This is a genomic window from Pedobacter westerhofensis (genome assembly GCF_900182595.1).
GTDB classification, from domain to species: domain Bacteria; phylum Bacteroidota; class Bacteroidia; order Sphingobacteriales; family Sphingobacteriaceae; genus Pedobacter; species Pedobacter westerhofensis.
Genome location: NZ_FXTN01000009.1, coordinates 64,015 through 77,911, shown reverse-complemented (window position 1 = coordinate 77,911; position 13,897 = coordinate 64,015). Strand labels below are relative to the sequence as shown.

Annotated in this window: 10 protein-coding genes; 6 read left to right on the top strand and 4 right to left on the bottom strand. The window is 44.2% G+C overall.

Translation table 11 applies throughout. The features are described from left to right. The first annotated feature begins 10 nt into the window (after positions 1–10). Genes FN831_RS17550 through FN831_RS17540 form a run of 3 tightly spaced genes read left to right on the top strand, consistent with a single transcriptional unit; the run spans position 11 to position 4,912 of the window. The gene (locus tag FN831_RS17550; protein WP_142529496.1) at positions 11–1,129 is read left to right on the top strand and encodes an imelysin family protein; all 1,119 of its coding nucleotides are present in this window, start codon (positions 11–13) and stop codon (positions 1,127–1,129) included. Next, complete coding sequence (locus FN831_RS17545) at positions 1,116–2,468, top strand: HTTM domain-containing protein (RefSeq protein WP_142529495.1); 1,353 nt, start codon at positions 1,116–1,118, stop codon at positions 2,466–2,468. Before FN831_RS17550 ends, FN831_RS17545 begins: the two co-directional genes overlap by 14 nt. Before the next feature lie 2 nt (positions 2,469–2,470). Continuing rightward, complete coding sequence (locus tag FN831_RS17540; RefSeq protein ID WP_142529494.1) at positions 2,471–4,912, top strand: TonB-dependent receptor; 2,442 nt, start codon at positions 2,471–2,473, stop codon at positions 4,910–4,912. Positions 4,913–4,985: 73 nt separating this feature from the next. Here FN831_RS17540 and FN831_RS17535 read toward each other — a convergent pair whose 3' ends face one another. Together FN831_RS17535 and FN831_RS17530 are read right to left on the bottom strand one after the other, a co-directional pair. Then, entirely contained in the window at positions 4,986–7,661 is a 2,676-nt protein-coding gene (locus FN831_RS17535; RefSeq protein ID WP_142529493.1) for a valine--tRNA ligase, read from the bottom strand. A gap of 57 nt (positions 7,662–7,718) precedes the next feature. After that, positions 7,719–8,264 (bottom strand): GNAT family N-acetyltransferase, encoded by a 546-nt coding sequence (locus FN831_RS17530; RefSeq protein ID WP_142529492.1) that lies wholly within the window; start codon positions 8,262–8,264, stop codon positions 7,719–7,721. Between the two features lie 495 nt (positions 8,265–8,759). Between FN831_RS17530 and FN831_RS17525 the strand changes: the two genes are divergently transcribed. Continuing rightward, positions 8,760–10,799, top strand: coding sequence for a M13 family metallopeptidase (locus FN831_RS17525; protein WP_142529491.1), 2,040 nt, complete (start codon positions 8,760–8,762; stop codon positions 10,797–10,799). A gap of 56 nt (positions 10,800–10,855) precedes the next feature. Here FN831_RS17525 and FN831_RS17520 read toward each other — a convergent pair whose 3' ends face one another. Both FN831_RS17520 and FN831_RS17515 read right to left on the bottom strand, forming a co-directional pair. Next, entirely contained in the window at positions 10,856–11,560 is a 705-nt protein-coding gene (locus tag FN831_RS17520) for an OmpW/AlkL family protein (protein ID WP_142529490.1), read from the bottom strand. A 100-nt stretch (positions 11,561–11,660) separates the two neighbouring features. Then, the gene (locus FN831_RS17515; protein WP_185960522.1) at positions 11,661–12,005 is read right to left on the bottom strand and encodes an MmcQ/YjbR family DNA-binding protein; all 345 of its coding nucleotides are present in this window, start codon (positions 12,003–12,005) and stop codon (positions 11,661–11,663) included. Between the two features lie 49 nt (positions 12,006–12,054). On the opposite strand from FN831_RS17515, the gene mnmD reads away from it, so the two are divergent. Further along, positions 12,055–12,753: a tRNA (5-methylaminomethyl-2-thiouridine)(34)-methyltransferase MnmD gene (gene mnmD / locus FN831_RS17510; protein WP_142529488.1), complete on the top strand. Its 699-nt coding sequence runs from the start codon at positions 12,055–12,057 to the stop codon at positions 12,751–12,753. Between the two features lie 113 nt (positions 12,754–12,866). After that, positions 12,867–13,820: an aldo/keto reductase gene (locus FN831_RS17505; protein ID WP_142529487.1), complete on the top strand. Its 954-nt coding sequence runs from the start codon at positions 12,867–12,869 to the stop codon at positions 13,818–13,820. Positions 13,821–13,897 lie beyond the last annotated feature (77 nt).

Sequence of the window (13,897 nt, the reverse complement as noted above, 5' to 3'; positions counted from 1 at the left end):
ATAATATACCATGCGCAAATTCATTTATGCGGCTTTGATAGCTGCCTCGACAATTATAGCCATACAGTCCTGTAAGAAATCAGGAGGTTCAACAACTCCGGAGGAGAGCCCGGCGTTTGACCGTAAAGCGATGCTGATCAATATCAGTGCAAATATCATCCTGCCAGCTTACACATCATTTCAAACGGCCACAGCTAACCTGGATGCTGCGGTTACGGCCTTTAATGCAAGTCCGGATAACACCAAACTTGTTGCCCTTCAGTCGGCTTTTCAGGCTGCCTATAAACAATGGCAGTCAACTTCTGTATTCGAGTTCGGCCCCGCGGAAACAGCAACACTCAGGGTAAATGTAAACACCTATCCTACTGATGTTAACCAGATTAATGCTAACGTTACTGCCGGCACCTACGATCCCAACATTCTGGCCAACCTATCGGCCAAAGGCCTTCCTGCCCTGGATTACCTGTTATTTGGTACGGGCGCTGATAACAATGCAATTTTGCTGATGTACACAACAGATTCCCGGGCGGCCAACAGGAGAGCTTACCTGGCAAAACTGTCAGCAGAGCTTAAGGCCGAAGCAGCCACAGTATTGAGCGGTTGGGGCAGCTACAGAGCAACATTCGAAGGCTCAGTGGGCACAGCCACAGGCAGCTCCACCAGCTCACTGATTAACCAGTTGGTGTATGACTATGAGATCCTTAAAAATTATGAAGTAGGGATTCCGGCGGGCGTACAATCAATGGGCACCACCTTCCCTACCAAAGTACAAGCCTATTATTCAAAAATGTCGCTGCAGCTGGCGCTTCTGCATACCCAGGCCATCCAAAACATTTATACAGGTAAAAGCGCACAGGGAGACGGACAAGGTTTGGATGACTACCTGATCAAATCCAATGCTAAGGCTAAAGACGGGAGTTCATTGAACACCACGATTTTAAATCAGTTTGCTGCTGCGATTACCAAATTACAGGGTTTAACGGATCCACTCTCTGCTAACATTGTCAGCAACCCCGCAGCGGTAACTGCAGCTTACACGGAACTGCAGAAACTCACTGTATTGCTCAAAACAGACATGACTTCATCCCTGGGTATTTTAATCACTTTCGGAGATAATGACGGAGATTAATACTCCAAAACACATTGCCCCGCTTGCTGTTTTCAGAATAGCATTCGGGACAATTATGCTGATCAGTACCCTACGCTTTATACTAAAGGGCTGGATCGAAGCCTTTTACATTCAACCCGTTTTCCACTTTACATTTTATGGGTTCCATTGGGTGAAAGCACCTGCTGCAACAGGCATGTACACACTGTTTGCCCTGCTGGTTATTTCATCCCTGCTGGTCACCATTGGCCTCTTTTACAGGATCGCTATCGGAACCTTTTTTCTCTGTTTTACCTACGTGGAACTGATTGATCAGACTACTTATCTTAACCATTATTACCTGATCAGTGTAATGGCGTTCTTACTTATTCTTGTCCCCGCAAACCGCTATTTCTCCGCCGATGTATGGCGCAAACCCCAGTTATATACCGAATGTGTCCCGGCTTGGACAATTAACATCTTTAAACTTCAGCTTTTGCTGGTTTATCTGTTCGCAGGAATTTCTAAATTAAACTACGACTGGCTGATTGCGGCCATGCCTTTAAGCATATGGTTACCAGCCAGCAGCTGGATGCCTGTAATTGGGCAACTGCTCAGTAAATTTTGGGTTGCCAGTGCATTTAGCTGGTTTGGAGCATTATTTGATTTATTCATCCCCTTTCTGCTGATCCGGAAAGAAACCAGAAAACCGGCTTATATTGTTGTTATTATTTTCCATTTGGCTACGGCATTGTTTTTTAAGATAGGGATGTTCCCCTACATCATGATTACTGTGACTACCATTTTCTTCTCAGCAGATACCCACTTAGAAATCTTATCATTTTTAAATACGCTCCGTTCAGTAAAAGCTAAAGAAAGCCACGGTAGTCACCGGTATGCTGAATCCTACCTTATTCCCTTGCAAAAGATGGATTTAATTTATGCGGTGCTGATCATACATTTTAGCCTGCAGCTGCTGATTCCCCTCAGGTATTTACTATACCCGGGAAAACTATACTGGACGGAAGAAGGCTACCGTTTTTCCTGGCGTGTTATGCTGATGGAAAAAGGAGGAACAATATTCTTTCATGTTAAAGATCCTTCCACAGGCAGAACATCTGAGATCACCAACCCGCAATACCTGACGCGGTTTCAGGAAAACATGATGGCTACACAGCCCGACATGATCCTTCAATACGCACATTTCCTGGCTGAGGAATATCAAAAAAAAGGAATTAAAAATCCCGTAGTTACTGCCCAAAGCTATGTAACCCTGAATGGCAGCGGCAGCAGATTGTACATTGACAGTACAGTTAACCTGGCGAATGAAACAGAATCTTTTGACCATAAAAAATGGATACTTCCATTTGATAAAAATTAAGAATGAAACACCTGTATATCCTGATCGTGGTCATCGTAACAATGGCTTCCAATACACTTCCGGCACAAACCTTTACAGTAAAGGGGCAGATTAAAACCACCGGTGGAGATGTCCTTCCTAATGCATCAATATCGTTTAAAGGCACATCTTACACAACTGTCAGCGATGCCAGGGGCAATTACGAACTGGCACAAATCAATCCTGGCAGCTATCAGTTAGCAATCTCAGCAGTAGGTTATCAGCTTTTGCTGCGTACAGTAAAGGTCAACACTGACCTGAACCTCAACCTGACAATGGAAGAATTGGTCAAACAACTGGATAATGTAAAAATAGAGGCCGAAAAAGAAAAAACCTTCGGCGTTACCCGTCTAAAAGCAATAGAAGGCACAACAATTAATGCAGGAAAAAAAAGCGAAGTAATTGTACTAAATGACGTGGTCGGGAATACCGCAACGAACAATACCCGGCAGATCTATGCAAAAGTGGCTGGTTTAAATATCTGGGAAAATGATGGCGCCGGAATACAGCTGGGCATAGGAGGCAGAGGTTTAAATCCAAACAGGATCACCAACTTCAATACCCGCCAGAATGGGTATGATATCAGTGCCGATGCGCTGGGGTACCCTGAAAGTTATTACTCGCCCCCGGCAGAACTGGTAGACCGCATTGAAATACTAAGGGGTGCTGCATCGCTGCAATATGGAACACAGTTTGGCGGACTGATCAATTTCAAATTGAAGGAAGGCCCTGCTGCAGATAAGCCACTGGAAATTATTTCACGGGAAACGACCGGATCATGGGGCTTTTTCAACACCACCAACAGCATTGCAGGGAAATCAAAGAAGCTGCAATACTATGCATTGTTCCAGCACAAATCAGGTGACGGATGGCGGCCAAATTCTGGCTTCAATGTGAATACTGGTTATGCCTCTGTTGGTTACACAATCAATGATAAGCTGACGGTCACCCTCCAGTATACACATATGAACTACCTTGCGCAGCAGCCAGGGGGATTAACCGACGCACAATTTGCTGAAGATCCGCATCAGTCAGTACGCGCAAGAAACTGGTTTAAGGTAGACTGGAACCTGGGTGCAGCTATACTGGACTATCAAATTAATGACCGCCTTAAACTTAATTCCAGATTTTTCGGGCTGTTAGCAGACAGGGATGCGCTTGGTGACCTGGATTTTATTAACCGGCCGGATCCGGGGCTCCCCAGGGACCTGTACAAAGATAAATATACCAACTACGGCAATGAAACCCGATTGCTATATGCTTATAACCTCAAAAATAATCCGCAAAACCTGTTGATAGGCCTGAGGACTTACAGGGGACATACCGACCGCCAGCAGGGAATTGGCAATAATGGCAGCAGCGGCAATTCTACCGATTTTGATTATACAATTAATGATGCCAACGCCTATTCCAAATACAATTTCCCCAATTATAATGTGGCATTGTTTGCTGAAAACATCTTTAAAATCAATCCCAAATTTAGTATTATCCCAGGTCTGAGATTTGAAAATATTATCACCAAAGCCAATGGATTTTATTCCAACATAAAAAAAGACCAGGCAGGAAATATCTTCTTTAGCGAGCAGGTACAGGAGAACAAAAATAACAGTCGTCATTTTGTGATTGCTGGCATCGGACTAAGTTATGTTCAAACCCAGGCCATGCAGTTGTATGGCAATATTTCCCAGAATTACAGAGCCATAAATTTCAATGATATTCATTCTGCAAATCCCAACATCGTTACAGATCCTGATCTGAAAGATGAAAAAGGTTACTCCGCTGATCTGGGCATGCGTGGAAATATTTCAGGTATTTTCAATTACGACGTCAGCATTTTCTTTATCAATTATAACAACAGGATTGGTACGGTACAACAGGTAGATCCGGTATCATTTAACATCTATCGTCTCAGGACGAATGTTTCTCAATCCAGAAATTTGGGCTTTGAGTCTTTCGCTGAACTGGAGCTGCTGCACTTCATTACCCACAATGCGGGGGATAAAAATAACCGCGTATCGCTCTTTACCAATTTGGCACTCATCAATGCCCGGTATGTTAACAGTGATGAACCGGCTTATCAGAATAAAAAAGTAGAACTGGCGCCCGACCTGATATTCAAAACAGGCTTGTCCTTTCAGCACAAACGACTGTCGGCCAGTTATCAAATATCATATACCAGTGAGCAATTTACAGATGCTACAAATGCGGTGTTTACCAGTAATGCCATTGATGGATTAATCCCGGCATATACGGTAATGGATCTTTCTGCGGAATATAAAATCAGCAAACTATTTACATTACAAAGCTCGGTCAACAACCTGGCAGACAAAAGATACTTTACCCGGCGTGCAGAAAGTTATCCCGGGCCAGGTATCATACCGGCAGATGCAAGGAGTATTTTTCTGACCCTGCAGATCAGACTGTAAAACAAAAAAGACATATAGATATCTATATACAATAGCACCTATATGTCTCAGCAGTACAATACCAGCAGCCGTTTTACAGCGCTGCCAGTGATTCTTCGATAATTTTTATTTTTGCATCAGCATCTGCTTTTTTATTCCGTTCATTCTGGATAATCTCCGGCTTGGCGTTCTGCACAAAACGTTCATTGCCTAATTTTGCATCTACAGATTTCAAAAATCCCTGTAAGTATACCAGTTCTGCGTTCAAACGTTCCTTTTCAGCATCCACATCAATGGTCTCATTTAACTGGATAAAGAACTCATCGTTTCCTACCATGAATGAAGATGCACCAGCTACTTTATCATTCACAAAATCTACTGCGGTGATATTCGCCAGCTTAGAGATAATCGTTAACCATTTATCATAAGCTATCGCAGAATTCACTTTAATGCTCAAAGGCAAAGCTTCTTTAGGAGAGATCTGTTTGGTATTTCGGATGTTACGTACTTCTGCAACAATACTTTTGACAACTTCAACATCCTTCAGCAGGGGAAGATCAGCAGTGCCAACAACAGGATACGGGGCAACAATGATACAATCCAGCTCACCTTTCTCACCAAAGATCTCATCATGCCAAAGCTCTTCGGTAATAAAAGGCATAAACGGATGTAAAAGGCTCAACACCTTTTCGAAGAAACCAATCGTTGCTGTCAGCGTAGCCGGATCAACCGGGTGCTGATATACAGGTTTCACCATTTCCAGGTACCATGCACAGAAGTCGTCCCAAACCAGTTTGTAGGTGGTCATCAGTGCTTCTGATAAACGGTACTGCTTAAAGTTATCTTCAATTTCGGCCAATGCCTCGTTGAAGCGGTTTTCAAACCATAAGATCGCCTGTCCGTTAGGATTTGGCAGGCTCTCATCCACTTCCCATCCTTTGATGAGACGGAAGGCATTCCATATCTTATTGGCAAAATTCCTGCCCTGTTCACAATAGCTTTCATCAAACATCAGGTCGTTTCCTGCAGGAGAGCACAGCAGCATTCCTACCCTCACGCCATCAGCCCCGTATTTTTCAATCAGGCCAATCGGGTCAGGAGAATTTCCCAGTGATTTAGACATCTTACGCCCAAGTTTATCACGAACAATCCCCGTCAGGTATACATTGGTAAAAGGCTTTTTGCCCATAAACTCGTGCCCAGCCATGATCATACGTGCCACCCAGAAGAAAAGGATCTCCGGAGCAGTTACAAGGTCGTTTGTTGGATAATAGTAATTGATATCCTTATTCCCAGGCTCCTTAAAGCCGTTGAATACTGAGATTGGCCATAACCATGATGAAAACCAGGTATCCATCACATCATCATCCTGCCTGATAAAAGGTGCCAGCTGATGTTTAAAGCCATAAGCTTCCTCTTCCGAGAATTTGCCATCAATATCTTTTAATTTCAGGAATTCATCTAATGCTTCTTCCTGCGTTTTTGCAACTACCCAGTTCCCCTTATCATCATACCAGGCAGGTATACGCTGCCCCCACCAAAGCTGACGGCTGATATTCCAGTCACGCACATTCTCCATCCAGTGACGGTAAGTGTTTACAAACTTTTCCGGTATCAGTTTTACTTCGCCGTTCAGCACATCTGCTAAGGCTGGCTTGGCCATTTCGTCCATTTTACAGAACCATTGCATCGACAGTTTTGGTTCGATCGCAGCATCTGTACGCTCAGAAAATCCAACCTGTGATTTATAATCTTCTACCTTATCCAAATGACCGGCTTCATCCAGCAGCACTGCAATTTTCTTTCTCGCAGCAAAGCGGTCTTCCCCAACCAGGATCACTGCCAGTTCGTTCAGCGTACCGTCGTCATTCAGTATATCGATCACCGGTAGTTTATGCTTAACTCCAAGCTCATAATCATTCAGATCGTGTGCAGGAGTAACTTTTAAACAACCAGTACCAAAATCCATGGTTACATACTCATCCTCGATCACGGGGATTTCGCGGTTGATCAGCGGCACAAATACAGTCTTGCCTTTCAGATGTGTATAACGCTCATCGTTCGGGTTGATACAGATTGCCGCATCGGCCATAATCGTTTCCGGGCGCGTAGTCGCAATCGTCAGGTATTCAACATTGCCATCTGCATTGGCAGGGGCAATGGAGTATTTAATATAATACAGCTTCTGGTTTACTTCCTTCCTGATTACTTCTTCATCAGAAACAGCCGTTTTGCCGGCCGGGTCCCAGTTTACCATGCGGATACCGCGGTAGATTCTTCCTTTTTTATAAAGATCAACGAAACAATCGATTACTGCTTCAGAAAGATCATCTTCCATCGTAAAACGCGTACGTTCCCAGTCGCAGCTTGCACCCAGTTTTTTTAACTGGTCGAGGATAATGCCGCCGTATTTCTCTTTCCATTCCCAGGCATAAGCCATAAACTCATCGCGGGTAAGGTCTTTCTTACTAATTCCCCTTTCCTTTAACATCGCCACCACCTTTGCTTCGGTAGCAATCGACGCATGGTCGGTCCCTGGTACCCAGCAGGCATTTTTTCCCTGCATCCTTGCACGGCGGATCATCACATCCTGAATCGTATTGTTCAGCATATGGCCCATATGCAATACCCCAGTCACATTGGGAGGAGGAATTACAATCGTATAAGGCTCGCGTTCATCAGGTTCTGAGTGAAAAAAGTTTTTCTCCAGCCAGTAACTGTACCACTTATCTTCGGTTTCGGCAGGATCGTATTTAGTAGAAATGCTCATTATCGTATAAAAATATCGGGGTTGAAGTACAAAAATAAGGTTTTTGAGGGAAAATGTTTATCCTTTCCACTCTTCATCAAGAATAGCAAATTCAAAACTGTCCATCCATCCGGTTTTTAGCGGCAGAATCTGTCGTTTTCTGCCCTCCTGTGTCATGCCTGCTTTCTCCAGTACCCGGATGGAAGCCAGATTTTCCACGGCACAGCCAGCTTCGATCCGGTGCAGTTTCAATCGTCCGAAACCAAATCCGATTACCGCTTTGATGGCTTCGGTGGCATAGCCCTTGTTCCAATGTTCTACGTTGATCTTGTACCACACTTCTGCACTGTTAAATTTCGAAGAGGAAAGCTTTAAAGCGATGAGGCCAATAAAGCCGCCTTTTTCCAGCTCCACGGTAAAGGTATAATTCTTAATTGTCCGTTTCTGATGGTCACTGATCCAGCCGTCTACAATGATATTGGTTTCTTCCAGGTCTTTTGGGATCCCAAGGGTGTTATACTGATCGGTTTCTGCAAGGTGATGGAGCAAATGAATGGCTTCAAGATCTGCCATTTCTACTAATCTTAATTTTAAGCGTTGTGTAAAAAATTTTAATTCAGCCATTTATACGGTTCAATTGAATATTATTTGGTTAAAGATACCCGGATGATGAACTGAGACCAGCCGGATATTTAGTTTGCAAATATAACAAATCTGCCAAGGCAGATGATGCCCCAGTGAGGATAGTTAATATTTGCGCCGCAAACAGCAATCCTGAACCCGGCCAATTGACACAAAAAAATGAAGTCATTAATATAATTTTTCACTTCCACACAATAATAAATGTTAAAATATGTTAATAGTATATATTTCATTTTTTCCAGCTATGAAGTCGATCAAAGTATTTCTCCTTCCGGGATTAATTATTAAAAAGCTAGGCCTTACTAAAATCTATTACTGGTTTAACAGGTAATATTTTTATTGGAAAGCTTTTCCCTGCCCATATTTTATTAATTTCAGCCTTTGCGATACCTGTCGAAGACCTGCTACCTATTATTTAATCATATTTCTTAATTCCGCAGCAAGTTCATTCTAAGGTATCTTTATTAACTGAAAGAAATGAAACCTAAGCACCTCAAAAACTGCGTGGCAGTTCTGGGCATTGTAGCTGTAAGCTATTCGTCCTACGCTCAACAGGCACCCAAAAAATTTATAGATCCTGCAAACATGGATCTGAATGTAAAACCCGGCGATGACTTCTATGAATACGCGAGCGGCACCTGGATTAAAAACAATCCTGTACCCGCAAAAGAAACGCGCTGGGGAAGTTTTAACGAACTCAGGGATTTTAATATCAATGCTGTAAAAAGCATTGTGGAAGATGCTGCGGCCGATCAGTCTGCACCAGCGGGATCAGTTAAAAAACGTGTAGGCGATTTCTACGCAGCAGCAATGGACAGTGTTACGATCGAGAAACTGGGCTACACGCCAATCAAGGCTGATCTTGCACGAATCACAAAGATCAAAGATCTACAGGGCATTCTTAACGAAGCCCTTTTGATGCGTACTTCGGGCATAGCCTCACCAATGTTTAGTTTTGGCGTAGCGCAGGACCGAAAAAACGTAACTAAATACGTGGTATCACTGGGCCAGGGCGGTACAACTCTGCCAGACCGCGATTATTACCTGAAAGATGACGCCCGCTCGGTGAAGATCCGTGAGGCTTATACTACTTATATGACTACCCTGTTTACGCTTACAGGTTCATCAGCCACTGAAGCAGCCCGGAAGGCAGCAACAGTCCTGGCGATTGAAAAGCAGCTCGCTGAAGCACAGATGCCGCGCGTTGAAATGCGTGATCCTTATAAAACTTATAATAAATTTACTGTTGCCGCTTTTAGCGCGACTACACCAGCACTGAAATGGAATGCTATTTTACCAAAACTACAGGTACCGGGACAAGATACAGTACTTGTTGCACAGCCTAAGTTCTTCGTAGCGCTGGACGGCATGCTGACAAGCGTTCCTGTGGCCGACTGGAAAACATACCTGGAATGGTCTGTACTGAAAGGCGCGGCCGGGAACTTAAGTTCTCCGTTTGTAAAAGCCAGTTTTGCATTTAACCAGGCGCAAACAGGACAGAAGGTAGAGACACCGAGATGGCAGCGGATGTCGTCATTAACAGATGGCGCCATCGGTGAATTACTGGGCCAGCTGTATGTGGCAAAATATTTCAAGCCTGAAGCAAAAGCCAGGATGACCGAACTGATCAATAACCTGCGTGCAGCATTTGAGATCCGCATCAAGGGGCTCGACTGGATGAGTGATGCCACGAAAGAAAAAGCACTGGCAAAACTGCATGCCTTTGTACCAAAAATTGGTTACCCCGATAAATGGAAAAATTATGAGGGACTAACCATTGCACGTAACACCTATTTCCAGAACTTAAGAAATACGGGTGTATGGGGATATAAAGAAATGGTATCTCAACTTGGGAAACCGGTAGACCGCAAACGTTTTGGCATGACACCTCCAACGGTAAACGCCTATTACAGCGCTACGATGAACGAAATAGTTTTCCCGGCGGGAATCCTGCAGTTCCCATTCTTTGCACCGGATGCAGACGACGCGGTGAATTACGGCGGCATTGGTGCAGTAATCGGTCATGAGATGTCGCACGGATTTGATGACAGCGGCAGCCAGTATGATAAAGACGGTAACCTGCGCAACTGGTGGACTGCCGAAGACCGTACAAAGTTTGAAGCGAAAACAAAAGCTTTGGGCGAGCAGTTTAACGCCTATACGGTTCTAGATACCGTACATGTAATCGGCAAACTGACCATGGGCGAAAATATCGGTGATCTTGGCGGATTGAACGTAGCTTATACTGCCTTCAAATTAACCAAACAGGGACAATCCAATGAGAAGATCGATGGGTTTACACCTGACCAGCGTTTCTTCCTTTCATGGGCACAGGTATGGAGAGGCAATATCCTGCCTGAGAGTGCAGCACAGCTGATTAAAACAGATCCGCATTCTCCCGGTCCTTTCAGAACGATTGGTGCCCCGGTAAATATGGATGCCTGGTATAAAGCATTTGATGTACAGCCAGGGGATAAATTATACAAAAAGCCAGAGGACAGAATCAGAATGTGGTAACACATCCCGGATAGTAAAAAAAGCGCCGCCAGGTATTCCTGAGCGGCGCTTTTTGCTTAGAATTTGTATCCTATACCTGCACCCAATAACCATGGATTAATTTTTACATCAGCCTTAATATTTCCCAATACCGGGGCAAGTGCAGGACTGCCAGCCGGAGTTAAATTGGAAGCATCAACACTTGCCGTGGTAGAAAGGAATATTTTTTTCAGGTCAGCATTGATAAAAAACCTTTTGGTGATATCGATATCCACACCTGCCTGGGCGGCAAAAGCAAACTTATTTTTGTATTCAATATTTTGAACTACCGGACCCTTGTCTGCGCTGTAAAATATGTTATAGTTAATTCCTGCTCCCAGATAAGGATTAAATCTCCCAACCGGATAATGGTACTGGAGCGTTAAGGTAGGCGGCAGCAACCAGACCTTTCCAAGATCGACATTCGCATTACTGCCAGCACCGACAGCACTCAGATCAGACCCAACAGTACTAACGTTATGGTGTGTTGTGCCCAGGATCAGCTCTGCTGCCCAGTGGTTACTGAAATAATAAGTAAAATCCAGCTCAGGTATAAATGAATTAGAGATTTTTGCTTCTCCCCCTATAACGCCAACAGACGCACTCTCCTGCGGCAGTACGCCAACACCGCGCAGCCTGATTTTCCATCTGTACTGTATTTCTGGTACTTTAGTATCGGCCGACTGGCCAAAAACGCTCATTCCTGCAATCATCATTGCTGCAAACACGAATAACCTTTTCATAATAACATGATTTATTTTTGAAACAAATCTATCGTCACTACCGGGCTAAAATAATGTGTTTAAGCACATCAGGATATGATTTCGATCATATCCCAAAAGGTCACTGTGCTTTGTATTTTTCCTGTACTTTCTTTGGCAGTTTACTTAATACCAGTTGTCGCGATTCGGCAATTCTTCTTTTCAGCTCTGCAGCCGGCATCACTTCCAGGTCCATCAGTCCTATCCACTGGCCTTTTGCCAGATGCCAGGCCTGCCTGATCCCATCACGCGCAACCAGTTCTTCAAACTCTTCAGGATTGCATTTCATTGCGAGCGAACCCTCTGTCAGTGAACTCATCACAAAAATCTTCTTTTCAATCATGAAACACAGGTTATCCTCCCACTTCACTTCTTCGGTTGTACCCGGCAAACTCAGGCAATATTCGCGAAACATTTCTATATCCATCGTCAATATAATTTGAGCTAATTTAAGTAAATAGGATAAATTTGCAGGAATGAATATCATCACCCCCACAGCAGACGGTTCCAATACCTTGTTTAATGAAACCATTGGCGAGCATTATCATTCCAAACATGGAGCATTGCAGGAGAGCAAACATGTATTTATAGATGCCGGATTAAAATTTGCTGCACAATCCTTTCCCGGCCAGCCCCTGGCAATAATCGAGATCGGTTTTGGGACAGGTTTGAACTTCCTGATGACTTCGGCATACGCAGAGGAACAAAACCTGGTCATCAGCTATACTGGTATTGAAGCGTATCCCCTGAGCACCGGAGACCTAGCATCAACCCGATATGACCAATATGTACCCTCAGCGATCTGGGAAACCTTCATCAACAATTATGACAATGCTCTTAGCGCAACTACAACTTTGAATGCAAGCCAGGAACTGACCATTCCACATACCACATTACAGGATTTCAAGGCTGAGCCTGAGTTTGACCTGGTTTATTTTGATGCTTTTTCGGTACAGCACCAGCCAGAAATGTGGTCTGACGAAATCATAGGCCATGTCTGCTCCTTTTTGAAACCGGGCGGCATTTTCGTTACCTACGCCATCACCGGGAAACTGAAAAGGGCGCTCAAAAGTTTCGGCATGACGATAGAAAAACTTCCCGGGGCTCCCGGAAAGAGAGAGATGCTGCGTGCTGTAAAAAACTTGCAGGCTCATATTGCAGTTTCAGCTTTATAAGAAATACTTTGTAATAGACCAGGAACAGATTACATTCCTATTACACACTCCATTACTAACAGTCCAAACATGTCTATCTGAAAATTGTTCCCTTTAGATCAAAGACAATTAAAATGGATAAAAGAAAATTAGGAAGTACAGACCTGCTGGTTTCTCCAATCACGTTTGGAGGCAATGTTTTTGGCTGGACACTGGATGAGGCGAAGTCTTTTGAAATACTTGACGGTTTTTTTGAAGCAGGTTTCAACTTTGTTGACACAGCAGACACCTATTCGCGATGGGTAGAAGGAAACGAAGGCGGTGAATCTGAAAAGATCATTGGCAAATGGATGAAAGCAAGAAATAACCGCAATAAAGTGATCCTGGCTACCAAAGTAGGCGGCGATATGGGCAGCGGAAAAAAGAGCCTGACAAAGGCACACATTACAGCCTCCGTTGAAGGTTCATTGAAACGCCTTCAAACAGATTATGTTGATCTCTATCAATCCCATTATGACGATCCCGATACTTCGGTAGAAGAAACACTTGAAGCCTATGATCAGCTCATCAGGGCAGGTAAGGTACGGTGGATAGGTGCGTCTAACCTGAGCGCGGAACGCCTGAAAGAGTCCCTGGAAACAAGCCAGCGTTCAAGCCTGCCGAAGTACCAGAGCTTTCAGCCGGAATATAATCTCTATAAAAGAGAAAAATTTGAAAAGGAATTTGAACAGATCTGTCTCGATCACCATTTGGGAGTAATCGGCTATTATTCACTTGCCAGCGGGTTCCTGACGGGCAAATACCGCTCAGAAGCAGATCTCGGGAAAAGCAAAAGAGGCGGCGGAGTGAAAAGCTATATGGACGAGAGGGGTTTCAGGATTCTGAAAGCTCTTGATGAAGTTTCTGAACAATACAATTCAGCGCCTGCGAGTGTTGCCCTGGCCTGGCTGATTGCAAGACCCTCCGCCACCGCTCCGATTGCGAGTGTGACAAGTCTGCCGCAGCTCGAAGAGCTTGCGCGTGCAGCGGCTTTGAAACTGGATATAGAAGATATTTCTATTCTGGATGAAGCCAGCGCCTGGTCGTAACTTGAAATTCAGTACAGCATTTTAAACTGCTGGAGTGGTAGACGGAAACGCCTCCATGAACAGCATATCATATTGCC

Bases quoted from the DNA above. Each gene is read 5' to 3' on its own strand.
- FN831_RS17520 (WP_142529490.1), bottom strand. From the start codon at position 11,560: ATGAAAAGGTTATTCGTGTTTGCAGCAATGATGATTGCAGGAATGAGC.
- FN831_RS17550 (WP_142529496.1), top strand. From the start codon at position 11: ATGCGCAAATTCATTTATGCGGCTTTGATAGCTGCCTCGACAATTATA.
- FN831_RS17525 (WP_142529491.1), top strand. From the start codon at position 8,760: ATGAAACCTAAGCACCTCAAAAACTGCGTGGCAGTTCTGGGCATTGTA.
- FN831_RS17515 (WP_185960522.1), bottom strand. From the start codon at position 12,005: ATGGATATAGAAATGTTTCGCGAATATTGCCTGAGTTTGCCGGGTACA.
- FN831_RS17540 (WP_142529494.1), top strand. From the start codon at position 2,471: ATGAAACACCTGTATATCCTGATCGTGGTCATCGTAACAATGGCTTCC.
- mnmD (WP_142529488.1), top strand. From the start codon at position 12,055: ATGAATATCATCACCCCCACAGCAGACGGTTCCAATACCTTGTTTAAT.
- FN831_RS17545 (WP_142529495.1), top strand. From the start codon at position 1,116: ATGACGGAGATTAATACTCCAAAACACATTGCCCCGCTTGCTGTTTTC.
- FN831_RS17505 (WP_142529487.1), top strand. From the start codon at position 12,867: ATGGATAAAAGAAAATTAGGAAGTACAGACCTGCTGGTTTCTCCAATC.
- FN831_RS17530 (WP_142529492.1), bottom strand. From the start codon at position 8,264: ATGGCTGAATTAAAATTTTTTACACAACGCTTAAAATTAAGATTAGTA.
- FN831_RS17535 (WP_142529493.1), bottom strand. From the start codon at position 7,661: ATGAGCATTTCTACTAAATACGATCCTGCCGAAACCGAAGATAAGTGG.